The 25,849-nt window shown below is 72.3% G+C and carries 22 protein-coding genes and 1 pseudogene; 14 read left to right on the top strand and 9 right to left on the bottom strand.

Going from position 1 to position 25,849, the window contains the following annotated elements; all coding sequences use genetic code 11:
* Window positions 1-12: 12 nt before the first annotated feature.
* Window positions 13-966, bottom strand: a complete 954-nt coding sequence (locus tag KBX06_RS03450) for a Ppx/GppA phosphatase family protein (protein WP_210832653.1) — start codon at window positions 964-966, stop codon at window positions 13-15.
* A 278-nt stretch (window positions 967-1,244) separates the two neighbouring features.
* Here KBX06_RS03450 and KBX06_RS03455 point away from each other — a divergent pair, with 278 nt between their 5' ends.
* The 3 genes from KBX06_RS03455 (at window position 1,245) to KBX06_RS03465 (ending at window position 4,372) form a co-directional block, all read left to right on the top strand.
* On the top strand, window positions 1,245-2,408 hold the full coding sequence (locus tag KBX06_RS03455) for a M20 family metallopeptidase (RefSeq protein ID WP_210832654.1): 1,164 nt from the start codon (window positions 1,245-1,247) through the stop codon (window positions 2,406-2,408).
* Window positions 2,409-2,455: 47 nt separating this feature from the next.
* The gene (locus KBX06_RS03460) at window positions 2,456-3,607 is read left to right on the top strand and encodes a glutamate--cysteine ligase (protein ID WP_210832655.1); all 1,152 of its coding nucleotides are present in this window, start codon (window positions 2,456-2,458) and stop codon (window positions 3,605-3,607) included.
* A gap of 126 nt (window positions 3,608-3,733) precedes the next feature.
* Window positions 3,734-4,372, top strand: a complete 639-nt coding sequence (locus KBX06_RS03465) for a nitroreductase family protein (RefSeq protein WP_374225567.1) — start codon at window positions 3,734-3,736, stop codon at window positions 4,370-4,372.
* On the opposite strand, the gene KBX06_RS03470 is transcribed toward KBX06_RS03465, so the two are convergent.
* Window positions 4,356-5,900 carry an NAD(P)-binding domain-containing protein gene (locus KBX06_RS03470; protein WP_210832656.1) on the bottom strand — a complete coding sequence of 515 codons (1,545 nt, stop codon included), beginning with the start codon at window positions 5,898-5,900 and terminating at the stop codon, window positions 4,356-4,358. The two genes, KBX06_RS03465 and KBX06_RS03470, sit on opposite strands and share 17 nt — an antisense overlap.
* Before the next feature lie 159 nt (window positions 5,901-6,059).
* Here KBX06_RS03470 and KBX06_RS03475 point away from each other — a divergent pair, with 159 nt between their 5' ends.
* Window positions 6,060-6,869 carry a hypothetical protein gene (locus KBX06_RS03475; RefSeq protein WP_210832657.1) on the top strand — a complete coding sequence of 270 codons (810 nt, stop codon included), beginning with the start codon at window positions 6,060-6,062 and terminating at the stop codon, window positions 6,867-6,869.
* Between the two features lie 56 nt (window positions 6,870-6,925).
* On the opposite strand, the gene KBX06_RS03480 is transcribed toward KBX06_RS03475, so the two are convergent.
* Complete coding sequence (locus tag KBX06_RS03480; protein ID WP_088998216.1) at window positions 6,926-7,609, bottom strand: response regulator transcription factor; 684 nt, start codon at window positions 7,607-7,609, stop codon at window positions 6,926-6,928.
* A gap of 23 nt (window positions 7,610-7,632) precedes the next feature.
* Window positions 7,633-8,832: an ATP-binding protein gene (locus tag KBX06_RS03485; RefSeq protein ID WP_374225568.1), complete on the bottom strand. Its 1,200-nt coding sequence runs from the start codon at window positions 8,830-8,832 to the stop codon at window positions 7,633-7,635.
* Between the two features lie 287 nt (window positions 8,833-9,119).
* Here KBX06_RS03485 and phoU point away from each other — a divergent pair, with 287 nt between their 5' ends.
* Complete coding sequence (gene phoU / locus KBX06_RS03490) at window positions 9,120-9,773, top strand: phosphate signaling complex protein PhoU (protein ID WP_210832659.1); 654 nt, start codon at window positions 9,120-9,122, stop codon at window positions 9,771-9,773.
* Window positions 9,774-9,844: 71 nt separating this feature from the next.
* Here the strand turns inward: phoU and KBX06_RS03495 are convergent, their stop codons facing one another.
* The gene (locus KBX06_RS03495; protein ID WP_210832660.1) at window positions 9,845-10,612 is read right to left on the bottom strand and encodes a phosphoglyceromutase; all 768 of its coding nucleotides are present in this window, start codon (window positions 10,610-10,612) and stop codon (window positions 9,845-9,847) included.
* A 150-nt stretch (window positions 10,613-10,762) separates the two neighbouring features.
* Between KBX06_RS03495 and KBX06_RS03500 the strand changes: the two genes are divergently transcribed.
* Together KBX06_RS03500 and KBX06_RS03505 are read left to right on the top strand one after the other, a co-directional pair.
* Window positions 10,763-12,094: an MFS transporter gene (locus KBX06_RS03500; RefSeq protein ID WP_210832661.1), complete on the top strand. Its 1,332-nt coding sequence runs from the start codon at window positions 10,763-10,765 to the stop codon at window positions 12,092-12,094.
* A gap of 131 nt (window positions 12,095-12,225) precedes the next feature.
* Window positions 12,226-13,605: an MFS transporter gene (locus KBX06_RS03505; RefSeq protein ID WP_210832662.1), complete on the top strand. Its 1,380-nt coding sequence runs from the start codon at window positions 12,226-12,228 to the stop codon at window positions 13,603-13,605.
* A gap of 432 nt (window positions 13,606-14,037) precedes the next feature.
* On the opposite strand, the gene KBX06_RS03510 is transcribed toward KBX06_RS03505, so the two are convergent.
* From KBX06_RS03510 to mshA, 3 genes and pseudogenes are all read right to left on the bottom strand, one after another.
* Window positions 14,038-14,949 carry a hypothetical protein gene (locus tag KBX06_RS03510; protein WP_210832663.1) on the bottom strand — a complete coding sequence of 304 codons (912 nt, stop codon included), beginning with the start codon at window positions 14,947-14,949 and terminating at the stop codon, window positions 14,038-14,040.
* Between the two features lie 230 nt (window positions 14,950-15,179).
* Window positions 15,180-15,725 (bottom strand): annotated as a pseudogene (locus tag KBX06_RS03515) (YbjN domain-containing protein); the annotation flags it as partial.
* 138 nt (window positions 15,726-15,863) lie between these two features.
* Entirely contained in the window at window positions 15,864-17,228 is a 1,365-nt protein-coding gene (mshA, locus tag KBX06_RS03520; RefSeq protein WP_210832664.1) for a D-inositol-3-phosphate glycosyltransferase, read from the bottom strand.
* A 181-nt stretch (window positions 17,229-17,409) separates the two neighbouring features.
* Between mshA and KBX06_RS03525 the strand changes: the two genes are divergently transcribed.
* A complete protein-coding gene (locus tag KBX06_RS03525) occupies window positions 17,410-18,171 on the top strand; it encodes an SDR family NAD(P)-dependent oxidoreductase (protein WP_210832665.1) in 762 nt (253 codons plus the stop codon).
* 23 nt (window positions 18,172-18,194) lie between these two features.
* A complete protein-coding gene (locus KBX06_RS03530) occupies window positions 18,195-18,998 on the top strand; it encodes a class I SAM-dependent methyltransferase (protein WP_210832666.1) in 804 nt (267 codons plus the stop codon).
* A gap of 43 nt (window positions 18,999-19,041) precedes the next feature.
* On the opposite strand, the gene KBX06_RS03535 is transcribed toward KBX06_RS03530, so the two are convergent.
* The gene (locus tag KBX06_RS03535; RefSeq protein WP_210832667.1) at window positions 19,042-20,133 is read right to left on the bottom strand and encodes a UDP-N-acetylmuramate dehydrogenase; all 1,092 of its coding nucleotides are present in this window, start codon (window positions 20,131-20,133) and stop codon (window positions 19,042-19,044) included.
* Window positions 20,134-20,203: 70 nt separating this feature from the next.
* Here KBX06_RS03535 and KBX06_RS03540 point away from each other — a divergent pair, with 70 nt between their 5' ends.
* The 5 genes from KBX06_RS03540 to KBX06_RS03560 all read left to right on the top strand — a co-directional run bounded on the left by KBX06_RS03540 (window position 20,204) and on the right by KBX06_RS03560 (window position 25,845).
* Window positions 20,204-20,965, top strand: coding sequence for a maleylpyruvate isomerase family mycothiol-dependent enzyme (locus tag KBX06_RS03540; protein ID WP_210832668.1), 762 nt, complete (start codon window positions 20,204-20,206; stop codon window positions 20,963-20,965).
* Between the two features lie 300 nt (window positions 20,966-21,265).
* Window positions 21,266-22,567 carry an ABC transporter substrate-binding protein gene (locus tag KBX06_RS03545; RefSeq protein ID WP_210832669.1) on the top strand — a complete coding sequence of 434 codons (1,302 nt, stop codon included), beginning with the start codon at window positions 21,266-21,268 and terminating at the stop codon, window positions 22,565-22,567.
* A gap of 73 nt (window positions 22,568-22,640) precedes the next feature.
* Window positions 22,641-23,648, top strand: a complete 1,008-nt coding sequence (locus tag KBX06_RS03550) for a carbohydrate ABC transporter permease (protein WP_210832670.1) — start codon at window positions 22,641-22,643, stop codon at window positions 23,646-23,648.
* On the top strand, window positions 23,645-24,478 hold the full coding sequence (locus tag KBX06_RS03555) for a carbohydrate ABC transporter permease (RefSeq protein WP_210832671.1): 834 nt from the start codon (window positions 23,645-23,647) through the stop codon (window positions 24,476-24,478). Before KBX06_RS03550 ends, KBX06_RS03555 begins: the two co-directional genes overlap by 4 nt.
* On the top strand, window positions 24,475-25,845 hold the full coding sequence (locus KBX06_RS03560; protein ID WP_210832672.1) for a GH1 family beta-glucosidase: 1,371 nt from the start codon (window positions 24,475-24,477) through the stop codon (window positions 25,843-25,845). Before KBX06_RS03555 ends, KBX06_RS03560 begins: the two co-directional genes overlap by 4 nt.
* Window positions 25,846-25,849 lie beyond the last annotated feature (4 nt).

Consider the following 25,849-nt stretch of genomic DNA (forward strand, 5'->3'; position numbering starts at 1 on the left):
AAACCGCCCAGATCACACCGGACCACCCGGACCGAGCTGGTCCAACCGGCGCAGGATGACGCCCTCACGCAGCGCCCACGGGCAGATGTCCAACGCGTCCACGTCCAGTTGACGCAGTACGGCCTCGGCGACGACCGCCCCGGCGAGCAACTGGTGGGAACGGCCGGCGCTGACCCCCTCCAGCTCGACGAGCTGGGCCGGCGGGATGTGCCGGACGAACGCGAGCACCTGCCGAAGTCCGGCGCGGGTGAGCCGGCGGGGCGCCCACAGGCCGGCGCCGGAGGGGGCCGCGCCGGCCAGCCGGGCCAGCGTCCGGAACGTCTTCGAGGTGGCCACGGGCCGTTCCCAGCCCACCTCGGTGATCTGCGCGACGACCGGTTCCAGCAGCCCGTCGACGTACGTCCGCAGCTCGTCGACGGCCTCGGCCGGCGGCGGCGCCGCACTGTCGGGGTCCACCCGGAGCCGGTCGCGGGTGAGCCGCCCGGCGCCGAGCGGCAGGGAGACCGCGACGGTCGGGTCCTCGTCGATGCCGGCCGCCAGCTCCAGCGAGCCACCGCCGATGTCCAGCACCAGCAGCCGGCCCGCCGACCAGCCGAACCAGCGCCGCACCGCGAGGAAGGTCAGCCGCGCCTCGTCCGCACCCGGCAGCACCTCCAGGCGTACGCCGGTTTCGTCGCGCACCCGGGCCAGCACCTCGGCGGCGTTGGTGGCGTCGCGGACGGCGGAGGTGGCGAACGCGATCAGGTCGTCGGCGCCGAGCCCGACGGCCGCCGCCTTGGCCATGCCGACCGCCTTGACCAGGCCGTCCGCTCCGGCCTCGGTGAGGGCGCCGTCCGGGCCGATCTGCTCGGCCAGCCGCAGCACGACCTTCTCCGAGTGTGCCGGCCAGGGGTGTGCCCCGTGGTGGGCATCGACCACCAGCAGGTGCACCGTGTTGGAACCGACGTCGAGGACACCCAGTCGCATGGTGAAGACACTAGGCCCTGTTCGACGAGCCGGGTTCGGAGCCGTCCGTCGATCGTGGCGACGTGGACGGTGGCGTGGCGGCCGACGGCGATCTCGTCGGGGCCGCCGCCGGGGCTCCGACCCAGCTGGCCGAGGAGACCCACGACACCGCACAGCCAAGGGTGCCCAAACCACGATCCCCCTGCGATGGTCGATGGACGCGCCTGGCCGGGCCCGTCACGCTGCTGCCGGTGGCGGAGACGACGGGCGGGCCGCCCCCGTGACAGTCGGAGGGATCGATGGACAACCCACGCCGTCTGCTCCACGCCGCGAAGCAGCTCCGAGAGGACATGGTCGACCGGCTGGGCACGCTCGTCGCGTGCGAGTCGGCACCGGGCTCGCTGTCTGATCTCGAGTCCTGTGCGGACCTGGTCGCCCGCTGGGGGGAGGAGGCGCTCGGTCGACCCGCCCGTCGGGTCGTGATCGACGGTCTACCACACCTGCTGTGGCCGGCCCCCGACCAGCGCGTGCTGCTCCTCGGCCACTTCGACACCGTGTTCCCGGCCGGCACGATCCGGTCCAGGCCCTTCACCGTGCGGGAGGACGTCGCGACGGGACCTGGCGTGTGCGACATGAAGGCCGGCATCGTGCAGATGTTCACGGCACTGCGCCTGGTCGAGGACACCTCGGCGGTGGGCGTGCTGCTCACCTGCGACGAGGAGAGCGGATCCGTCACGTCACGGCCCCTGATCGAACGGGAGGCCAGGCGCTCGGCCGCCGTTCTCGTCTGCGAGGCGGCCACCCCGGAGGGGCACGTGAAGGTGGCCAGGAAGGGCGGCTCGGTCTACCGCCTCACCGTCCGGGGTCGCGCCGCCCACGCCGGCGTCGAACCGCAGCGCGGGGTCAACGCCACCATCGAGGTCGCCCACCAGGTCCTCGCGCTGCGCGCGCTCGGCGCGGCGGGCAGCCGTGGCACCTCCGTCACGCCGACCCTGCTCTCCGCCGGCACCACGACGAACACGGTGCCCGAGAGCGCCAGCCTGGCCGTCGACGTCCGGGCCTGGACCAGGGACGAACTCGAACGCGTCGACCACGGCATCCGCGGGCTGGTGCCCCACCTGCCGGAGGCGACGCTGACCGTGCAGGGCGGGATCAACCGCCACCCCATGTCGCCGGAGCTGGCACGGCCGCTGCTGGAACTGGCCCAGTCGACCGCCCGCCAGCTCGGCATACCGAGCCTCGCCGGCGCGCACGCCGCTGGCGCGTCCGACGGCAACTTCACCGCCGCGCTCGGCGTACCGACCCTCGACGGCCTGGGCGCGGTCGGCGGCGGAGCCCATTCGGCCGGTGAGTACGTCTGCCTCGACCGCATGCCAGAACGGACAGCGCTCCTGGCCGGGCTCGTCGACGCGCTGTCCACCGTGGAACGCGTGACATCGCAACGTGTGGACAAGGTCGCGTAACGTGCTCACCGCCGGCGCACGACCGGCGGTGAGAGGTCGGCGTCGACATGGCTACGGGACAGCGCCCGGGATCACCGATTCCCCTGATCGGCGTCGAGGAGGAGTTCCTCGTCGTCGACGCCGGCCGGGGCGAGGTCGTGCCGGAGGCGGCCATCGTCGTCGACCGCGCGCGCCCGGCCCTCGGCGCGCGGGTCGGCGGCGAGATCACCAAGCTCCAGGTCGAGACCCGCACCGACCCCTGCCGGAGCCTGGACGATCTCGGCGCGCAGCTCACCGAAGGCCGCGCCGCCGTTCAGGCCGCAGCCCGGTCGGAAGGTCTGCGGGTCATCGCGAGCGGCTCGCCGGTGCTTGGCCGTGCCGTGCCACCGCCCATCACCGAAGGGCCGCGCCAGGACCGCGGCACCGCCACCTTCCGTGGGCTGCACGATGAGCTCGCGATCTGCGCCGTCCATGTCCACGTGGAGCAGCCCGACCGGGACCGTGCCGTGTTGATCGGCAACCACCTGCGTCGACACCTGCCGGTGTTTCTCGCCTGTGCGGCCAACTCGCCCTACTGGTCCGAGCGGGACACCGGTTACGCGAGCTGGCGCAGCGTGACGTGGGGGCGCTGGCCGGTGGCCGGCCCGCCGCCGTTCCTGACGTCCGCGCAGCAGTACGACGACCACGTGGACACGCTGCTCGAGGCGGGCGCGCTGGTCGACCGTGACACGATCTTCTGGGATCTCCGCCTGTCGACGAAACACCCCACGCTCGAGGTACGGGTGGCCGACGTGCCCGTCACCGCCGCCGAATCCGTGGCACTCGCCGCCCTGGTGCGGGCTCTGGTGGTCGTCGCCGGGGACGCCGTCGACCGGGGCGACGAGGGACCGGAGCTGGTCCCGGAGCTGATGCGGCTGGCGTACTGGCGGGCCGCCCGCGACGGGATGGGCGGCCACGGCGTCGACGTCGCCACGGGCCGGCTGCTGCCCGCCGGGGCGCTCGCCGAACGGCTGGTCGCGCTCGCCCGGCCCGCACTGGACGAGGCGGGCGACCGCGAGCGGGTCGAGAGCTGGCTGGCGCGGCTCGCCACGGACGGCGACGGGGCGACCCGCCAGCGGGCTGCCGCCGCGCTACGCGGACGCCTGACCGACGTGGTCGACGAGATCGCCGCCCGGACCGCGCCCGACGTGCCCACGCGCGAGGAACGCACACCTGCGTAATGACGAACCGTCCCGGCTCGGAGATGCTGGAGTGAACCGGGCGTCGGCGGCAGGCGGCTCCTCCCGCGGCGACCGGCAGACGTGATCAGGGAGAGGCCACCGGTGACCGACACAGACCTGCTACCCATGGTCCCGATCCAGCACGACCGTAGGCCGCCGGCGGACATGGTTCGCGAGGCGGAGAGGTTCGCGGACCGGATGGCGCAACGCCGTTCCGTGCGTGACTTCGCCTCCGACCCCGTGCCCGACGGGGTGATCGAGGCCGCGATCCGGGCCGCTTCGACCGCACCCAGTGGCGCCAACGTGCAGCCGTGGCGGTTCGTCGTACTGACCGACCCGGCCCGCAAGCGCCGGCTGCGCGACGCGGCGGAGGCCGAGGAACGGACGTTCTACGACCGCCGCGCCTCCCAGGAGTGGCTGGGTGCGATCTCCGGCCTCGGCACCGACTGGCGCAAGCCGTTCCTGGAGACCGCACCGGCCGTCATCGTCGTGTTCGAGGTACACCGGGGGCCGCACAGCCCGAAGCCGTACTACGTGAAGGAGTCCGTCGGCATCGCGGTCGGCCTGCTGATCACCGCACTGCACCACGCCGGCCTGGTCACGCTGACCCACACGCCCAGCCCGATGCGGTTTCTCAACGAGGTGTGCGAGCGCCCGCCGGAGGAGCGCCCGTACGTGGTGATGCCGGTCGGCTATCCCGCGCCGGGCGCCCGGGTGCCGGACCTGACCCGCAAATCCCTCGACGAGGTCATGGTCCGCTACTGAGGTCTTCGGTCAGGAACTCGGTCAGCGGCTCCACGTGCCGGTCCGGGCGCCGCCACTCGGCCAGCAGATCCTCCAGCAGGTGCTGCTCGGCAACCAGTTCCGCGCCGCGGTACCGCCGGATCACCGGGTGGATGAAGGCGCTCTCGCGGGCCCGGTCGGGGGTCGGGTGCCGCTCGATGGCGAAGACGTCGCCGTACTCGTCGCGACCCCACCGGAGCGCTAGCGTGTACCACTGCGTGGCGGCCGCGAAGCGCTCCACGGCGTAGTCCTCCGGCAGATCCTCGTAGTGGTGGAACTCGCCGGTGGCGTCGTCGCGTACGAAGACGTCGCAGAGGTACTCGAACTGGGTCCACAACGCCGAACTCCAGTTGACGCGATCGAGCATCAGCTTGGCCAGCGAAGCGGCGTCGGCCGGCGTCGTCGCGTACGACAACGGCACGTCGTCGTACCGCTCCCGCAGGAGCCGGGTCAACGTACGGAGGTTGTACCGGAAGCCGTCGATGAAGGGCGACGACGCGTGCTTGACGTCCCGGGCCTGGGCGATGGTGCCGGCGAAGTACAGGCCGTCGATGTTGCTCGACTGCCAGTCGGGACGTAACCCGGGCATGCGGCCGTCCCGCACCATGTCGGGACGGGACGTCTCGTCGAACACCGTGGTGCTCATCCGGAAGCCGGTGCACCTCAGCACCGTGTGGTAGTCGAGCACGGCGGTCTCACCCTCGGCGTGGGTGTACGTGATCGACACCTGGAACCGCCCGTCGACGGGCCGGATCTCTTCGATCGTGCAGTCGAGCACCGAGTGCAGTGTCTTGAACTGGTAGCTGTCGAGGATCGCGCCGTACTGACCACGGACGTCCCCGGGGTGTTTGGTGTTCCACGCGAGTCGCAGGGGTTGCCGGCTCGCGAGGTGCACCATCGACGCCCGGCCGAGGATGGCCGACGCGGTCTCGAAGGCGGAGTTGCCCTTACCGATGATCAGAACTCGCTGACCCTCGTACGCCGTGGGGTCGACGACCATGTCCTCGTACCCGATGGCATGTTCGATGCCCTTGATGGCCGGCACGAACGGCTGGCCCCAGCCGGTCGCGACGACCAGGCAGCGCGCACTAACGTCACCCCGGTCGGTAGCCACCGTGAAGCCGTCGCCCGTCCGCGTGATCCGCTCGACCGTCGTGCCGTAGCGGACGTCGAGCCGGTGGACCCGTTGGAACTCGGCGAGATAGCGCACCAGGTCGTCGGCCGCCGGCAGGTATTCCTCGCTGAACCTCGGGAACAGCAGGTCCGGGGAGTCGTTGAGCAGCGAGTTCCAGTCCCACCGCAGGCGGATCTCGGGATCGGCGCTGTCGGTGTGCACCTTGTTCAGCGAGATGAGCCGGCGATGGCGTGGGAACCGCCGGAAGAAGCCGCCGGGCTCGTCGCCGCTCTCGATCGTCAGGTAGTCAGCGCCGTGCTGCTGGAGGTAGTAGCTCAGTTGGAGTCCGGCGGGTCCAGCCCCGACGATGACGTACCTGTGCTCGCTGTCGACCATCCTGCGACCCTTCGACGGAGAAACGAATCCATCGACCATGGAATGGATAGCGATGCGTGTCAATGCTGCTCGACGTGCCGTTCCGGGGAGGACAACCAGGGCCAACCGGTTTGCGCGGCTCGGCGGACCGGTGGGGGCACCGCGCGTACGCTGGGCCGGGTGACAGGTGAGATCGAACTCCGCGTGCTGGTGGACGACCCGGACGACCCGCGCAGTCGCGAGGTGCCCCTGGGTTTCCCCCGGGAGTGGATCGAGTTCACCGACCCGGCGGACGACAACCATCTCGTCCGGGCCGACCTGACGTGGCTGCTCTCCCGCTGGACGTGTGTCTTCGGCCGGGGCTGCCACGGCATCGTCGCCGGTCGCGCCGCCGACGGCTGCTGTTCGCACGGCGCGTTCTTCACCGACGCCGAGGACGAGCAGCGGGTCCGGGCCGCGGTCCGGCGGCTGACCCCGTCGACGTGGCAGCACTTCCGGCGCGGGTTCAGGAACTGGACCGAGAACGACACCATCGACGGCGAGGACTCCGCCCGCCGCACCGCCACCCAGGGCGCGGACGGGCCGTGCGTCTTCCTCAACGACGCCGACTTCCCGGCCGGCGCCGGTTGCGCCCTGCACGCGCAGGCGCTGCGCGACGGGGTGCACCCGCTGGAATACAAGCCGGACGTCTGCTGGCAGCTGCCGATCCGCCGCGACCAGGAGTGGGTGAAGCGGCCGGACAACACGAAGGTGCTGGTGTCCACGCTCTCCGAGTTCGACCGCCGGGGCTGGGGCGCCGGCGGGCACGACCTGGACTGGTGGTGCACCTCCTCCACCGACGCGCACGTCGGCACCGAGCCGATGTACGTCTCCTACGGGCCGGAGCTGACCGCCCTCGTCGGCGCTCCCGCGTACGCGAAGCTGGCCGAGGTCTGCGGGGCGCGCAGGCGGCAGGGCATGGTCGCCCCGCATCCGGCCGGCGGCGCCTGACCGACCGACGGCGAAGGGGCCAGCGCGCGGCGCCGGCCCCTTCGTGCGTACGCCGATCAGGGCTCGAACTTGTACCCCAGACCCCGCACGGTGACGATGAAGCGCGGCGCGGACGGCTCCGGCTCGACCTTGGAGCGCAGCCGCTTGACGTGCACGTCGAGGGTCTTGGTGTCGCCGACGTAGTCGGCCCCCCAGACCCGGTCGATGAGCTGGCCCCGGGTGAGCACCCGGCCGGCGTTGCGCAGCAGCAGCTCCAGCAGCTCGAACTCCTTGAGCGGGAGCTGGACGGGGGCGCCGTCGACGGTCACCACGTGCCGCTCGATGTCCATCCGCACCGGGCCGGCGGCCAGCGTCGGGCCACCCGACTCGGCGGCCTCGGCGCTCTGCCGCCGCAGCACCGCCCGGATCCGGGCGACCAGCTCCCGGGGCGAGTACGGCTTGGTCACGTAGTCGTCGGCGCCGATCTCCAGGCCGACCACCTTGTCGATCTCACTGTCCCGGGCCGTGACCATGATGATCGGCACGTGCGAGCGCTGCCGGAGCTGCCGGCACACCTCGGTGCCGGACATCTCGGGCAACATCAGGTCGAGCAGCACGATGTCGGCGCCGGTCCGGTCGAACTCGGTGAGGGCGGAGGTCCCCGTCGCGGCGACGGAGACCTCGAAACCCTCCTTGCGGAGCATGTACGACAAGGCGTCGGAGAACGACTCCTCGTCCTCGACCACCAGAACGCGGCTCAACGGGGCTTCCTTTCCATGTGCTGTCAGGCCTGCCGAATCTCGGCCGGAGCGGCCTCGATCCCAGCGGAGGGCAGTGTCGCCAGGACCTCGTCCGGGGGGCGGGTGGGCAGCCGGAGGGTGAACGTCGATCCACCGCCAAGAGTGCTCGACACCTGCACCCGTCCGCCATGGTTGCCGGCGATGTGTTTCACGATGGCGAGCCCCAGGCCGGTGCCGCCGGTGGAGCGGGACCGGGCCTGGTCGGCACGGTAGAACCGCTCGAAGATCCGGTCGACGTCGGTGGGGGCTATCCCGATGCCCTGGTCGGCGACGGAGATCTCCACGTGCTCGTCGGTGGCGCGGGCGGTGATCCGGACGGTGGTGTCCTCGCTCGAGTAGTTGACGGCGTTCTCCACCAGGTTGGACACGGCAGTGGCGAGCTGGGTGTCGCTGCCGTGGACGGTCAGGCCCCGCTCCGCGTCGACGGCCACCTCGATCCGGCGGGCCGCGGCGGAGGTGCGGGTCCGGTCGATGACCTCGGCGATCACCCAGTCGACGGCGACCGGCTCCGGGGGTGGCTGCGGCTCGGCGCCCTGGAGCCGGGTCAGTTCCAGCAACTCCTGCACCAGGCGGCCCAGCCGGGTGGACTCGTGCTGGATGCGCTCGGCGAACCGGCGGGCGGCGACCAGGTCCTCGGAGAGGTCGGGCGCGTCCGCCCCGGCCGGCTCGGTGGCGTCGAGCAGCGCCTCGGCGAGGAGTTGGAGGGCCCCGATCGGGGTCTTGAGCTCGTGGCTGACGTTGGCGACGAAGTCGCGGCGGACCCGGGCCAGCCGGTGCGACTCGGTCACGTCCGACGCCTCGACGGCGATGAAACCCGCCCCGATCCCCATCGCCCGCAGGTGCACCCCGAGGGGGTTCACGCCGGCGTTGTCGCGGCCCCTTGGCAGGTCGAGCTCGATCTCGCGCCGCACGCCGGTGCGCCGCACCTGCGCGGCGAGCGTACGGATCAGGGGGTGGGCGGCGATCGAGCCCTGGGTGGGGCCGGTGCGGAGCAGCCCCATCGCGCGGGCGGCCGGGTTGACCAGGACGGGCAGGTCGTCGGGGTCGAGTACGACCACGCCGGCCCGCAGCGAATCGATGGTCCGGCGGCCGATCCCGGACTGCGGATCCTCGGCTATCGGGAGCCTCCCGGAGGTGTTGGGGAAGCCGGCCCGGCCTCCCGCCCGTGTGGCGCGCTCGCCCAGCACCGGGACGAGCCGGGGCAGCAGCACCCCGGCGGTCAGCCCGACCGCCAGTCCCACGGCCACCGCGACCGTCACCGCCCATTCCACCCGGCGATCGTAGGGTCATTGTTAACCTGGCAACCCCTACAAATGGGATGAATCACCTTCACTTCCGGGAAAGTTCACTCCCGCGTCCGGCGTCGTTCACCGGGGTTCACCTGGGGTCCCCCCGTCCGACCTACCGTGGGCGGCGCACCTGCTCCCCGCCGCCCCCCGGGGCCGGCGACCACCGACCACAGGACGTGACAATGCGCGACGAGTTCCGGGCTGACCTGCAGATCGTCAGCCAACTGCTGGTGGACATGGCGGAGGGGGTCCGGGCCGCGATGCGGCAGGCCACCCACGCCCTGCTCACCGCGGACCGCCGGGCGGCCGAGACGGTGATCGAGCGGGACGCCGAGATCGACGAGCTCTACCGGCACGTCGAGGAGCGGGTCTGCGACCTGCTCGCCCGGCAGGCCCCCGTCGCCTCCGACCTGCGCGCGATGATCACCGCGCTGCACGTCGCGGCCGACCTGGAGCGGATGGGCGACCTGGCCGACCACGTCGCCAAGACCGCCCTGCGCCGGCACCCCTCGCCGGCCGTTCCGGCGGAGCTGCGGCCGACCTTCACCGACATGGCGGCCATCGCCGACCGGATGGCCATCAAGATCGGCTCGGTGCTCGCCAAGCCCGACGCCGACCTCGCCGCCGAACTCGACGGTGACGACGACGCCATGGACGACCTGCACCGCAGCCTGTTCGGGCTGCTGCTCGGCGAGGACTGGCCGTACGGGGTGGAGACCGCCATCGACGCCACCCTGCTCGGCCGCTTCTACGAGCGCTTCGCCGACCACGCCGTGAACGCCGGCGAACACGTGGTCTACCTGATCACCGGGCAGAACACCCCCACCCCGAACTGAGGGTGTAAGGAAGGGCCCCTTCCTAACGCATTGCGTTAGGAAGGGGCCCTTCCTTACACCCTTGAGGACCGTCAGCGGCCCTGGTTGGCCACCGCGGCGGCGGCCGCCTTCGCGGCGGCCGGGTCCAGGTAGGTGCCGCCCAGGGTGATCGGGCGCAGCTGCGGATCCAGGTCGTAGCGCAGCGGGATGCCGGTCGGGATGTTCAGCTTGGCGATCGCGGCGTCGGAGATCTGGTCCAGGTGCTTGACCAGGGCGCGCAACGAGTTGCCGTGCGCGGCCACCAGCACCGTCCGACCGGCCAGGATGTCCGGCACCACCGAGTCGTACCAGTACGGCAGCATCCGCTCGACGACGTCCTTGAGACATTCGGTGCGGGGCATCAGCTCGCCCGGCAGCAGCGCGTAGCGCGGGTCGCCGACCTGCGAGAACTCGTCGTCGTCCGCGATCGGCGGCGGCGGCGTGTCGTACGAGCGGCGCCAGAGCATGAACTGCTCCTCGCCGTACTCCTCCAGGGTCTGCTTCTTGTTCTTGCCCTGGAGGGCGCCGTAGTGCCGCTCGTTGAGCCGCCACGACCGGCGCACCGCGATCCAGTGCCGGTCGGCGGCGTTGAGCGCCAACTCGGCGGTACGGATCGCGCGGCGCATCACGCTGGTGTGCACCACGTCCGGCAGCAGGTCGTGCTCGCGCAGCAGCTCGCCGCCGCGGCGTGCCTCGTTCTCGCCCTTCTCGGTCAGGTCGACGTCGACCCAGCCGGTGAAGAGGTTCTTGGCGTTCCAGTCGCTCTCGCCGTGCCGCAGCAGGACCAGCGTCCCGACGGTGGGCCCCTCGCTAGCAGTCATGCCGATCATCCTGCCGCACGCCGCCGGAGGACGCGCGGGCAGTGGTCGTGACGACCACCACGTGGAAAATGCGCTGCCCGGAGATCCGGACTGGCACTAGGTTGTAAGGCGCAACAATCAGGGCGGTCATTACGGGGCGGGGGCGCCGACGTGCGGACGATGCAGGGCTGGTTCCGGGACACCACCGGCGGCCTGCCGGTCACCTTCTGGTATCTGTGGGCCGGCACCCTGATCAACCGGCTCGGCTCGTTCGTCCTGGTGTTCCTGGCCATCTACCTCACCCAGGAACGCGGCTTCTCCGCCGCCCAGGCGGGGCTGGTGCTCGGCCTGTGGGGCGTCGGCGGCGCGGTCGGCACCACCGCCGGCGGCACGCTGAGCGACCGCTGGGGCCGCCGGCCCACCCTGCTCACGGCGCATCTCGGCGCGGCCACCATGATGCTCGCCCTCGGCTTCGCCCGGGAACTGTGGGCCGTGGCGCTCGGCGCCCTGCTGCTCGGCATGTTCGCCGAGGCGGCCCGGCCCGCGTTCGGGGCGATGGTGATCGACGTGGTGCCGGAGAAGGACCGGCTGAAGGCGTTCTCGCTGAACTACTGGGCGGTCAACCTCGGCTTCGCCAGCGCGGCGATCCTCGCCGGCCTCGCCGCCGAGGCCGGCTTCCTGCTGCTCTTCGTGGTCGACGCGACCACCACCGTGATCACCGCGCTGATCATCTTCGTCAAGGTCGGCGAGACACGGCGGGGCCCCGTCGTCGGCAACGGCCACAAGGGCGCCGGGGCACCGGTCGGGGCGCTGCGCACCATCCTGCGCGACCGGGTCTTCCTCGGCTTCGTGACGCTCAACCTCTTCGCCGCACTGGTCTTCCTCCAGCACATCTCGATGCTGCCGATCGCCATGGGCGACGCCGGCCTCAGCCCCACCACCTACGGCTCGGTGATCGCACTCAACGGGGTGCTGATCGTGGTCGGCCAACTCTTCGTACCCCGGCTGATCAGGGGCCGGAGCCGGTCGCACGTGCTCGCCCTCGCGTCGGTGGCGATGGGCGTCGGATTCGGGCTCACCGCCTTCGCCGACACCGCCTGGTTCTACGGCCTGACCGTGCTGATCTGGACGGTCGGCGAGATGCTCAACTCGCCGTCCAACGCCACCCTGGTCGCCGAGCTCTCCCCCGCCGAGCTGCGCGGCCGCTACCAGGGTGTCTTCTCGCTCTCCTGGCAGGGGGCCGCCGCGATCGCGCCGGTCCTCGGCGGCCTCGTGCGGGAGCAGGCCGGCGACGCCCAGCTCTGGCTCGGCTGCGCCGTCATCGGCGGACTGATGGCACTCGCCCACCTGATCTCCGGCCCGGCCCGGGAGCGGCGGGCCGCGATCCTGCGGGCCACCGGTTCCGCCGTACCGGTGGTGGCGACCCAGCCACCCGCCCCGCAGGCCGCCGAGGCGGCGGCGACGGCCCCTGTCGAGCCGGCGACGGCCGACGCCCGGGCGTAGCCGGCGACGGTCGCCAGCCGCCGCGGAGCCGACCGCAGGGGGCGGTGACCAGCGACACCCTGGCGCGCCGGCCAACGGCTTCCTACGGTCTAGGGCGGTTCGGTAAGGAAACCAAACTGTCGGGAGGACGGGTGCGCGCCCTGCGCCGCTGGCTGGACGACACCGCGGGTGGGCTCCCCGCCACCTTCTGGTACCTCTGGGCCGGGCTGCTGATCAACCGGGCTGGCGCCTTCGCGATGCTCTTCCTGTCGCTCTACCTGACCGACGCGCGGGGCGCGAGCGAGGCGCTCACCGGGGCGGTCGTCGGGGCGTACGGGCTGGGCGGGGCGGTGGGTGTGCTGCTCGGCGGCGTGCTGGCCGACCGGTGGGGGCGGCGGTCCACCCTGCTCGCCGCCCACCTCGCCACCGCCGGGCTGATGGTCGGGCTGGCCTTCAGCCGGCACCTGGCGATGATCGCCGCGCTCGCCGCCCTGGTCGGGGTGGCGCACTCGATGCCCAGCCCCGCCTTCGTGGCGGCGATCGTCGACGTGGTGCCCGAGCGACACCGCTCCCGGGCCTTCAACCTCCAGTTCTGGGCGTTCAACCTGGGCATGGCCGTGGCCTCGCTGATGGCCGGCCTGCTCGCCGAGGCGAGCTTCGTGGCGCTCTTCCTGGTCGACGCCACCGCCACCGTGCTCGCGGCGGCGGTCATCGCGTGGAAGGTCCCGGAGACGCTGCCCCGCCGCCTCGCCGGCCCTGAGCCGATCTTGGACACTTCCCGTTCCGACCGGACGGAAAGCGTCCAAGATCTTCGGCCGGCGGCGATCGGCGGCGGGGCGGCCGCGCGGCAGCGGCAGCGGCAGGCATGGTGGCGGGGGCGGGCGGGGCGGCGGCCGGGGCTGCACACCGCACTGACCGACCGCACTTTCCTGACCTTCGTCGCCCTGACCTTCGTCCTGGCCGTGTTGACCATGCAGACGTCGACGATCATGCCCCTGGCGATGCGGTCGGACGGCCTGCGCCCGTCGGCGTACGGGGCGGTGGTGGCGCTCGGTGGGATCCTGATCGTGCTCGGGCAGCTCTTCGTGCCGCGACTGATCGAGCGGCACCGCAAGGACCGCGTCCTGGCCGTCTCCACCGCGCTGCTGGCGCTCGGCTTCGCCACCCTCGCATTCGCCGACGACGTGGTGGTCTACCTGGCGGCGGCGGTGGTCTGGACCGTCGGCCAGATGCTCGCGGCACCGCCCAACGCGCAGATCAACGCCGACCTCGCTCCGCTGGCGCTGCGGGCCCGCTACCAGTCGGTGTTCTATCTGGCGTTCCCGGCGGCGTCGTTCGTGGCGCCCACCCTGGGCGGGGTCAGCCTCCAGCACCTCGGGGACCGGCACTGGCTGATCGTCGGCGGGCTGGGACTGCTGGCCGCCGGCTGCCACCTGCTGGCGGGCCCGCCCCGCGAACGGCGCGTCGCCGCCCTCCGCCGGCTCTCCGCTCCCCTCCCGTCCCCGACCCCCGCCCCCACCGCCGTGCGGTGACCTCGGGGTCGAGGCTGCCGCCGGCATCGTGACGAGGGCCCGCCGGAAGAGGGGTGGACAGCAGAACGCCCACCGCGACTCGTGATCGCGATGGGCGTCCGCACCGTATGACCGGCGGCGGCGGGCGAAGCCCACCCCCGTAGGCGTCGACCGCTCACGCCGCCGGTCCTAACAGGTGGCCACCGTCCCCCAACGGTGTTGTTCCACCCGTTCCCCGCGCCTCGCTCGTGCACGGATCTGATCGATCCACCGCTCCCCCGAACGGTTCCAAGCGTGGCGCGGTGCAATAAAGTTAGTTCGCCCGGTATTACGAAGACAACCTGGTGGGGCTGTCTCGCCGGTCACAGCTCCGGTGTCGGATCGGAGTGCGACCCCTTCGGGCCTCGGTCGTGGCACACAGCGCTTACCCGTCGGCCCTTCCCCGAAACACTCTCAGGCGTCCTCACGATCGGGCGATTCCGTACGGAAGAAGTTGCTCGGACGGCCGTCACGGAGCTGCTCCTGGTAGATCAGGTTCAGCTTTCGCCCGTCGAAGGTGCGGAACCACTCGTCCCAGGTGATCTCGCGTATCCGGCTGCTCTCCCGGTAACCGGGCATGTTGAAGGTGAGTACGCCGGCCCGCCCCTCCCGCTCGGTGCCCGCGATCGTCGCCGGTTCGGCGCCGCGCTCCCGCGCCCAGCGCTGGATCACCTCGTGGTTGGTGGTCACCAGGCTGCGGCCGGGACGCTCCGGCCGATCCGCCATGGACGAGATGAGCTGCGAGGAACGCACCGACCGCGAGGTGCTCCGCCCGGTCCGGATGCCGGTCGTCGCAGCATCACGTGCCGTGCCCGCCCGCGACGAGGCCGGCGCGGACTTCCGGGCCGCCGACGTGGTCTTCGTCGCCGGGGCCGCCTTCGCGGTGGCCTTCCTGGTCGGAGCCTTCGCCGCCGCCTTCTTCGCCGCCGCCTTCTTCGCCGGGGCGGTCCTGTTCGCCGCCTGCGCCCGGCCCGGGGCGGCCTTGCCCCCCGCCCGGCCCGACGCGGCCTTCTTCGCGGCGGCGGCCCGCCCGGCGGACGCCCGCGTCCCCGCCGCCCGACCGGCCGGCCCGGTGCTGCGACGCGCGGCACCGCCCGAGGGACGCTCCGCCCGCAGGGTCTTCACCAGCGTCTTCACGAGTTCCGGCTTGCGCAGGGCGGAGATGCCGGAGACCCCGCGCTCACGGAGCTGTCCCCGGATCTCGTCCACCCTCATCCGGGAGATCTCGGATTCGGAGATCGTCGGGGTGTTCGGGGTCTGGTTGCCCGCCTGCCGTTTCGTCCTGGCCGCAGTCCCACCGCGACCTGAGCTGTTCCGCTGAGCCATGGGACGCTCACGCTCCTCGACAGTTGGTCCTCGGCGCGCGGGGACCCGGTGCCGCACCGCGCGGTGCGGCATACCCGTCAGGAACGGTCCGAACCTCCGAGCCGGGCGCCCGTGTCAGAGGCCTCGCCGGCGGCGACACCCCCGGTCGACCCGGCGGCACCTGAATCCCCGGTCGCACCGGTCTGCCCGGCCGCACCCGGCTGCCCGGCACCGGCGGCGGACTGCTGCCCGGAGCCGCCGACGGCGGAGGCCGAGGACGGCTCGGCACCAGCGGCAGAGGCCGAGGACGGCTCGAACAGGTGCGCGAACGCCGCGAGGTTGGCGGTGGACTCGCCCCGCTTGACGCGCCACTCCCACTCGCGTCGGATGGAGCTGCCGAAGCCGATCTCCAGCATCGTGTCGAAGGACTCGTCGGCGTACGTCAGCACCGCTCCCAGCAGCCGGTCCAGCTCGTCGGCGTCGATCCCGGCGGGGTTGACGCGACCGGTCAGGTAGACGTCACCGACCGCGTCGACGGAGAACGACACGCCGTACATGCGGGCGTTGCGCTGCAACAGCCAGGCCCACAGCTCCTCGCGGCGCTCGTCCGGCTGACGCATGACGAACGCCTCGATCCGCAGCGCGTGCTCGCCCACGATCAGGTTGCAGACCGTCTTCAGCTTGTGGGTGCCCGGCAGCGTGACCGCGTACGAGCCCGGGCCGGTCGACTCCCAGGCCAGCTCCCGCTCGTCGCAGACCGACTCGATCAGGGCCGCAAGATCGCTCTTCCCGCTCATCGGATCCACTCTACGGCCGCCACCGCCCCGGCACCGGGCGACGACAGCCGGCGCGACCCCGGACGGCAGGCCGGCGCGGCACGCCCGGCGCGACCCTGCCGGCGAAGCGGCACCGGGCGGCAGCCGACGCGCGGCGGGTCACCAGGAGCAGGACATCGCCGGGCCGCAGGCCAGCTCGGAGGCGAGCCGGTCCCGGTGCGCGGCGATCGCCTCGCCGTAGACGGCGAGCAGCCCGGAGGCGGTGCGGTGCCAGGAGAAGTTGCGGGCGTGCCGGGCGGCGCCCCGGGCCAGCTCGGCACGGCGGAGCCGGTCCGGCAGCAGGCGGGCGAGCGTACGGGCCCAGTCGGCCGGGTCGTGGCCGTCGATCAGCACGCCACTGACCTGGTCCCGCACGGCGGTCACCAGGCCGCCGACGGCGGCGGCCACCACCGGCGTACCGCAGGCCTGCGCCTCCAGCGCGACCAGGCCGAAGGACTCGTTGTACGACGGCACCGCGACCAGGTCGGCGGCCCGGTACAGGGCGGGCAGGTCGTCGCCGGTCTGTGGGGGCAGGAAACGGATCCGGTCGGCGACGCCGAGCGTGGCGGCCAGCTCCATCAGGGCGGTCGGCCGGTCCAGCCCGCTGCCGCTGGGGCCCCCGCAGATCACCACGGTCACCTCGTCGGCGAGCACCGGGTCGCGCTCGCGCAGCGCGGCCACCGCGCGGATGAGCACGTCCGGGGCCTTCAGTGGCTGGATACGGCCGACGAAGGCCACCACGTACCCGGAGGCGGGCAGCCCGAGCCGGCGGCGGGCGTCGGCGACGACGCGGTCGCGGTCGCCGAGGGCCGGCCGGAACCGGTCCAGGTCCACGCCGGGCTCGACCACCGCGACCCGGGCCGGATCGGCGTCGTACCGGTCGATCAGGTCACGGGCCTCGACCGTGGTGTTCGCGATCAGCCGGTCGGCCTCGGCGACCACCTGCTCCTCGCCGATGACGCGGGCCTTCGGTTCGGGGCGGTCCCCGACGGCGAGCTGGGCGTTCTTGACCTTCGCGAGCGTGTGCGCGGTGTGCACCAGTGGCACCCCCCAGCGCTCCTTGGCCAGCCAACCGACCTGCCCGGAGAGCCAGTAGTGGGAGTGGATGAGGTCGTAGTGGCCCGGCGGGCGGGACGCCTCCGCGCGGAGCACGCCGGCGGTGAAGGCGCAGAGCTGCCCCGGCAGCTCCTCCTTGGTGAGCCCTTCGAGGGGGCCGGAGGTGACGTGCCGGACGTGCACCCCGGGCGCCGTCTCGACCACCGGGGGCAGGTCGCCGGAGGTGGCCCGGGTGAAGATCTCCACCTCGACGTCCGCGTCGGCCAGCCGCCGGGCGACCTCCAGGATGTAGACGTTCATGCCGCCGGCGTCGCCGGTGCCCGGCTGGTGCAGGGGTGAGGTGTGCACCGAGATCGTCGCGATCCGCCGGGGGCGGGGACACGGGCGTGCAGCGCGCTGACGTCCCACACCGGTGTGCAACTCCGCCACGTCCGCTCCCTTTGTCACGGTTTATGCCGTCGGCACGCCCGGCGCTTCACGGACAACGTCCTCGGCCGATGTCATCTTCCCCATCGGGCACCCCTAATGCGCCGGGACGCCCCCCGGGCGTGACGGACCTCATCACCGCGCCGCCGGCACCCGCCCCGGGGATCCGGTGGAGAATGGGCGGATGACCTCTGTCGCCGTCGTCACCGGAGCGTCCAGCGGGATCGGGGCGGCCACCGCCCGCCGGCTCGCCGCCGAGGGTTTCCACGTGCTTGCCGCCGCGCGGCGTACCGACCGGTTGGCCGCCCTGGTGGCCGAGATCGAGGCGGCCGGCGGCGCGGCCACCGCCGTGGCCTGCGACGTCACCTCCGACGAGTCGGTGGCCGACCTGGCCGGGGCGGCAGCGGCCCTGGGTCCCGTGACGCTGCTGGTCAACAACGCCGGCGGCGCCCGCGGCCTCGACCCGGTCGAGTCCGGGTCGATCGGTGACTGGCAGTGGATGTACGACGTCAACGTGCTCGGCACGCTGCGCGTCACCCAGGCGCTGCTGCCCGCACTGGAGGCGTCCGGAGCCGGCACCATCGTGGTCGTCTCCTCGACCGCCGGCTTCACCGTCTACGAGGGCGGGGGCGGCTACGCCGCCGCGAAGCACGCGCAGACGGCGATCGCCGGCACGCTGCGGCTGGAACTCTGCGGTCGACCGGTGCGCGTTGTCGAGATCGACCCCGGCATGGTCCGCACCGACGAGTTCGGGCTGGTCCGCTTCGCGGGGGACGCCGAGCGGGCGGCGGCGGTCTACGCCGGGGTCGCCGAGCCGCTGGTCGCCGACGACGTCGCCGACTGCGTCGCCTGGTGCGCGACCCGCCCGCAGCACGTCAACGTGGACCGCCTCGTCGTACGCCCGCTGGCCCAGGCCGCCCAGCACAAGGTGCACCGGGTCGGCTGAGCCGGCGAGGACGGTCACCGACGATGGCGGGCGCGGCGCGGCACCGACCCCTCGGCGTGGTCACCCGGGGGACCACGAACCCCAACCGGCTCCGCCGGGTGGACAACTGGATCGTGGAGACCTGCGGCGAGGCGCTGCGCGAGGCGGCCGACCCGCTGGTGGTGGACCTCGGCTACGGCGCCAGTCCCGTGACCGCCGTCGAACTGCGCGCCCGGCTCGCCACCGCGGTCCGTCCCGACGTACGGGTCGTCGGGCTGGAGATCGATCCGGTACGCGTCGCCGCCGCCCAACCGTCCGCCGATCCGCCCGGGCTCACCTTCGCCCGGGGCGGGTTCGAGCTGGCCGGGCTGCGTCCCGCCCTGGTCCGCGCGTTCAACGTCCTGCGCCAGTACGACGAGCGCGAGGTCGCGGACGCCTGGCGCACCACGACCGCGGGGCTGGCCCCGGGCGGGCTGCTGGTCGAGGGCACCTGCGACGAGTCGGGGCGGCTGGGCGGCTGGCTGCTGCTCGACGCCGACGGCCCCCGTACGCTCACCCTGGCCGCGAAGCTCACCACCCTGCACACCCCGGCGGAGCTGGCCGAACGGCTACCCAAGGCGCTGATCCACCGCAACGTCCCCGGCGAGCGGATCCACGACCTGGTCCGGGCGCTCGACGACGCGTGGCACGCCGCCGCCGGCTACGCCCCCTTCGGCCCCCGGCAACGCTGGCTGCACGCGGTGTCCGCCCTCCGCGACGCGGGCTGGCCCGTCCTCGACGGCCCCCGCCGCTGGCGTCACGGCGAACTCACCCTCCCCTGGCCGCACATCGCCCCCACCCCCCGCTGACCACCCCGCCCCGCCCTGCGCCGTCGACCCGCGAAGCGGGCGGTCAGAGGGTGCAGTTGATGAGGACCGGTTCGGGGTGCAGGGTCACGCCGAAGCGGTGGTGGACGCCGTCGCGGATCTCCCGGGCCAGCTCCACCAGGGACGCGGTGCTGGCGGTGCCGCTGCGGTTGGTCAGGGCGAGGGTGTGCTTGCTGGAGATGGCGACGCCCTCCGGCCCCGGATGCCCCTTGCCGAAGCCGGCCTTGTCGATCAGCCAGGCCGCGCTGACCTTCACCACGTCACCCGCACCGGGCCAGGAGGGCGGCTCACCGATGTCGGCGGCGCGCTCGCGCAGCAGTTCGTACGCGGCGACGTCGAGCACGGGGTTGGTGAAGAACGAGCCGACCGAGCGGGTGTCCGGGTCGGCCGCGTCGAGCACCATGCCCTTGCCCGCGCGCAGCCGCAGGACCGTGGCCCGGGCGTCGGCCAGCGGCACCCGCTGGCCGACCTGCACGCCGAGCGCCCGGGCCAGTTCCGCGTAGCGCACCGGGCCCGACAGCGGCGAGCGGGCGAGCCGGAAGTCGACGGAGAGCACCACCCAGCGGTCGCTGTACTTGAAGATGCTGGAGCGGTACGCGAAGCCGCAGTCGGCGGCGGCGATCCGCCCGACGGTCCCCTCGACCCGGTCGTGGACCTGCACGCCGGTGATGGTCTCGGCGACCTCCTGCCCGTACGCGCCGACGTTCTGGATGGGGGTGGCGCCGGTGGAGCCGGGGATGCCGGAGAGGCACTCCAGGCCGGACCAGCCGTTGGCCACGGTGGTGGCGACCAGCTCGTCCCAGGGCTCGCCGGCCTCTACGCGTACCGTGACGGTGTCGGCGTCCTCGGCGACCACCCGCAGGCCCCGCGAGCGCACCAGGACCACGGTGCCGGGGAAGCCCGCGTCGCCGATCACGACGTTGCTGCCCCCGGCGAGGAGCAGGACCTGCTCGTCCCGTTCGGCCGCCTCCCGCACCTCCCGGACGATCCCGTCGGCGTCGGTGCCGGCGACCACGCGGCAGGCCGGACCGCCCAGGCGTAACGTGGTGTATCGCGCCAGTTCGCACGTCGAGGCGGGTTCGGTTCCGGTTGTCGGCTGGGCGTAGACGTCTGACACGCCTTTCACCCTAGGCTGAGGGGTAGCCGCGGCGCCCACTGGTGGCCCGGTCACCCCCGGGAGGATGGCGATGAGCAGACTGCATGGCACGAAGGACTTCTGGTTGGGCGCGCTCCGGGCGGAGGGCCCGGCGTTCGCCGCAGCCGTGGCGGAGGCACCGCCGGAGACACCGGTGCTGTCCTGTCCCGGCTGGAACGTCGCCGACCTGACCCTGCACCTGACCTCCCTCTACCGCTGGGTGCACTCGTTCGCGGGCGCGGGCGCGACCACCCCGTCGCCCGGGAGGCCCGAGCCGGTCGAGCCGGAGCCGGGCGTCGCCCCGCTCCAGCTCTGGCAGCAGGCGTACGACCAGCTGATGACCCTCTTCGACGGTCTGGACCCGGAGGCCCCGGCGTGGAACTGGGCGCCGCAGCCGAAGAAGGCGGGCTTCTGGCCGCGCCGGACGGCGCACGAGACCGCGGTGCACCGCTGGGACGCCCAGCTCGCCATCGCGGCGGGCGATCCGGTCGAGGCGAAGCTCGCCGCCGACGGGGTGAGCGAGATCCTGGACACCTGGCTGCCGGCCGGGCGGCGCCGCACGGCGGGCCAGTGGCACGGGGTGGTGCAGCTCGCCGCCGTCGACGCCGGCCAGGAGTGGTTCCTGCGGCTGCGCGGCGAGGGCGTGGCCCTGCTCGACACGGCCACCATCTTCGACCACGACGACCACCACGCCCGGGCGCAGGTCAGCGGCACCGCGAGCGACCTGCTGCTGGCGCTCTGGGGCCGGGTCGGCCTCGACACGCTGGACGTGGCCGGCGACCGCAGCCTGCTGGAGGGCCTCCGCGTCGGCTGATCCACCGCCGCGGAGCCGGGCCCCGAGGGCTCCGCGCAGTCCCACCGCACGTCCGAAGAGAGCGGCCGCCCGGCACAGGCGGCCGCTCTCTTCGCATCGGTGGCCCGCGTCGAGGCGGCTGGCTGCGGTCAGCACCCATCCGGTGTCGGGCAGGTCCGCGTCCGGCTCTCTCCGGTAACGGCAGAGAGCGCTCTCTTGACACGGCGGGGGCCAGCCACCACCCTGTCGTGAGAGCGCTCTCTCAGCTCTGCTCCACCACCTGCCTCACCACCTCAGACGACCTGAGAGGGGTCCGACCAAATGGGTGTCTTTCCGCGCCGCCGCCTGGCGGCGGTGGCCCTCGTCGCCGCCACCGCGTTGTTCGCCACCGCCGGCTGCGCCGGCGACGAACCCGCCGAGGACGGCAAGATCACGCTGACCGTGGACGTGTTCAGTCAGTTCGGCTACGAAGAGCTCTACAAGGAGTACATGGACAGCCACCCGAACGTGAAGATCGTCGAGCGTGGCACGGGCACCAACCTCGACGACTACTCGCCGAAGCTGACCCAGTGGCTCGCCGCCGGCAAGGGCGCGGGTGACGTCGTCGCCATCGAAGAGGGGTTGATGGTCGAGTACAAGGCCAACCCCGACAACTTCGTCAACCTGCTCGACCACGGCGGCGCCGAACTCCAGGGCAACTTCCTGGAGTGGAAGTGGGAGGGCGGCAAGACCAAGGACGGCAAGCTGATCGGCCTGGGCACCGACGTCGGCGGCATGGCCATGTGCTACCGCAAGGACCTGTTCGCCAAGGCCGGCCTGCCCACCGACCGCGAGGCCGTGTCGAAGCTCTGGCCCACCTGGCAGGAGTACGTCAAGGTCGGCGAGCAGTTCAAGGCGAAGAACACCGGCGCCTCGTTCCTGGACGCCGCGACCAACATCTTCAACACGATCGTGCTCCAGACGGCGGGCAACGCGCAGGGCTACCACTACTACGACACCGACGACAACCTCGTGGTGGACAGCAACCCGGCGGTCCGGCAGGCCTGGGACACCACGATGGACATCATCGACTCCGGCCTCTCCGGCAAGTACGGCTCGTGGTCCGAGGAGTGGGTGTCGGCCTTCAAGCAGGCCAAGTTCGCCACCATCGCCTGCCCGGCCTGGATGACCGGCGTCATCGAGGGCAACGCCGGCGCCGAGGCCAAGGGCAAGTGGGACATCGCCCGGGTGCCCGGCAACGGCGGCAACTGGGGCGGGTCGTGGCTCGCCGTGCCGACCCAGAGCAAGCACCGCGCCGAGGCGATCGAGCTGGCGAAGTTCCTGACCAGCGCCAAGGGCCAGATCGGGGCGTTCAAGGCCAAGGGCCCGCTGCCCTCCTCGCCGCAGGCGCTGGCCGACCCCGCGATCGTCGACGCCAAGAACGCGTACTTCTCCGACGCCCCCGTCGGGCAGATCTTCGGCGAGGGCGCCAAGACCCTGAAGCCCGTCTACATGGGGCCGAAGAACCAGGCCGTACGCACCGAGGTCGAGAACGCCGTCCGGACGGTGGAGCTGGGTCAGCGCAAGCCCGACCAGGGCTGGACGGACGCGGTCAACAACGCCAAGAAGGCCGCTGCCAAGTAGCCCGAGCGAGGGAGTGCGGGCGGGCGCCGGAGGCACCGGTCCCGCCCGCACCCGGGAAAGGAGTGGTCCGGGCATGACCGTCCAGCTCGACGCGCGCCCGCCGGTCGCACCGGCGCCCCGCACCGGCCGGCGACCACCGGCGATGCGCTTCAGCCGCCTCGACACGAAGTACTCGCCCTACCTGTTCGTCGCCCCGTTCTTCGTGCTCTTCGGGGTGTTCGGGGCGTACCCGCTGATCTACACCTTCTGGGTGTCCCTGCACGACTGGGACCTGCTCGGCAGCAACCACCCCTTCGTCGGGCTGGAGAACTACAGCCGGCTGCTGGCCGACGCCGACTTCTGGCACGCCGTCGTCAACACCCTCGGCATCTTCGTCATCTCCACCATCCCGCAGCTGCTGGCCGCGCTCTGGCTGGCCAACCTGCTCAACCGGCAGCTGCGGGCCCGGACGACGTTCCGGATGGCGGTGCTGATCCCCAACATCACCTCGACCGCCGCGGTCGCGATCGTCTTCGGGGTGCTCTTCGGCCGCGAGTTCGGCATGGTCAACTGGCTGCTCGACCTGGTCGGGATCGACGCCATCGCGTGGAAGTCGAACCGGTTCGCCTCCTGGGTGGCCATCTCCACCATGGTCGACTGGCGGTGGACCGGCTACAACGCGCTGATCTTCCTGGCCGCGATGCAGGCCATCCCGCGCGACCTGTACGAGTCGGCCGCCATCGACGGGGCCGGCCGGGCGCGGCAGTTCTGGTCGATCACGGTGCCGCTGCTCAAGCCGACGATCATCTTCACCGTCATCATCTCCACCATCGGCGGGCTCCAGCTCTTCACCGAGCCCCGGCTGTTCCACTCCGGCACCAACCCGATCCGGGGCGGAACCCTACGGGAGTCGCAGACCGTGACCATGTACATGTTCGAGAACGCCTTCGCGCCCCACTACAACTTCGGGTACGGCTCGGCGGTGGCGTGGCTGCTCTTCGCGCTGATCGCGGTCGTCGCGGCGATCAACGTGCTGCTCCTGCGCCGGCTCGGCGGCGCGAAGCCCCCGAAGGACGCGAAGTCGAAGGAGGGAGCGCGATGACCCGCCTCTGGGCCGCCAGCCGGCTCACCTACGCGGCACTGATCGCCGCCGGGGTCCTGTCGATCTTCCCGATCTACTGGATGTTCGTGGTGGCGAGCCGCTCCAACGACGCGATGGGCCAGCTGCCACCCCCGGTCACCCCCGGCGGCAACTTCGGCGCGAACGTGTCCCGGCTGCTGAACAACACCGACGCGTACTTCGTCGCCGGCCTGGTCAACTCGGCGATCGTGGCGACCACGGTCACCGTCTCGGTGGTCTTCTTCTCCACCCTGGCCGGGTTCGCCTTCGCCAAGCTGCGGTTCCGGGGGCGCAACGCACTGCTCATGGTGATCATCGCGACGATGATGGTGCCCACCCAGCTCGGCGTCATCCCGCTCTACCTGCTGATGACGAAGCTGAACTGGAACGACCGGCTGCCGGCGGTGATCGTGCCGGCCCTGGTCACCGGCTTCGGGGTGTTCATGATGCGGCAGTACGCGGGCCAGGCGGTCAGCAACGAGCTGATCGAGGCGGCCCGGGTGGACGGCTGCAACACCGTGCGGATCTACTGGAACGTCGTGCTGCCGGCGCTGCGCCCGGCCGCCGCCGTGCTGGGGCTGCTCACGTTCATGACGACCTGGAACGACTTCCTCTGGCCGTACGCTGTCCTCAACGATCCGGAGAACCCCACCGTGCAGCTGGCCCTGCGCACCCTGTCCGACGGGTACTACACGGACATGTCCCAGGTATTCACGGGAACGGCCATCGCCACTCTCCCGCTGTTGCTGGTCTTCGTCCTGTTCGGCCGCCAGATCATCGGCGGCATCATGGAAGGTGCGATCAAGGCGTGAGCACTCTGCGATTCCCCGACAACTTCGTCTGGGGTGCGGCCACCGCCGCGTACCAGATCGAGGGCGCGGCCACCGACGACGGTCGCGGCCCGTCGATCTGGGACACCTTCAGCCGCACGCCGGGCAAGGTCCACCACGGGCACACCGGCGACGTGGCCTGCGACCACTACCACCGGTACGCCGACGACGTGGCGCTGATGGCGGAGCTGGGACTGAAGGCGTACCGCTTCTCGGTGGCCTGGCCCCGCATCCAGCCGGACGGCACCGGCCCGGTCAACCCGCGCGGCCTCGACTTCTACGACCGGCTCACCGACACGCTGCTGGCCCGGGGCATCGACCCGATCGTCACGCTCTACCACTGGGACCTGCCGCAGACCCTCCAGGACCGGGGCGGCTGGACCAACCGGGAGACCGCCGAGCACTTCGCCACGTACGCCACGGCGGTGCACACCCGCCTCGGCGACCGGATCCCCACCTGGACCACGCTCAACGAGCCGTGGTGCTCGGCCTACCTCGGCTACGGCAACGGGGTGCACGCCCCCGGCGAGCAGGACCCGGGCGCGGCCTTCGCCGCCGTACACCATCTGCTGCTCGGGCACGGCCTGGCGGCCCGCGCGCTGCGCGCCGCCGGCGCCAGGACCGTCGGGATCACGGTCAACCCGGCCGACGTGCGCGCGGCCGACCCGGACAGCGCGGCCGACGCGGCGGCGGTCCGCCTGGTCGACGGCCTGCACAACCGGATCTTCCTCGACCCCCTGCTGCGGGCGGCGTACCCCGACGACGTGCTGGAACACGTGGCCCGGATCGTCGAACCGACGTTCATCCGCGACGGCGACGAGAAGCTGATCGCCGCCCCGATCGACCTGCTCGGCGTCAACTACTACGCCCCCACCTACGTCGCCGGCCGGCCGGACGGCGCGGGCGGCAGCGCCTGGCCGGGCACCGAGGGCGCGGTGGAGTTCCTCCCGCCGGCCGGACCACTGACCGACATGGGCTGGATGATCGAGCCGGCCGGGCTGACCCGGCTGCTGGAACGGATCGCCACGGACTACCCCGGCGTGCCGCTGATGGTCACCGAGAACGGCGCGGCGTTCCCCGACAAGGCCGACGCGGACGGCACCGGGCAGGTGCCGGACGCGGATCGGATCGCCTACCTCGACGGGCACCTGCGCGCCGTGCACGAGGCGATCTCCCGGGGAGTGGACCTGCGGGGCTATCTCGTATGGTCGCTACTGGACAACTTCGAGTGGGCCGAGGGCTACCGTCGACGTTTCGGAATCATCCACGTCGACTACCTGACGCAGCGACGCACACCGAAGTCCAGCGCCCGGTGGTACCAGGGGGTGATCTCCCGGAACGGGCTGTGACGAG

The organism is Micromonospora sp. C31 (assembly GCF_018070575.1).
Classification (GTDB): domain Bacteria; phylum Actinomycetota; class Actinomycetes; order Mycobacteriales; family Micromonosporaceae; genus Micromonospora.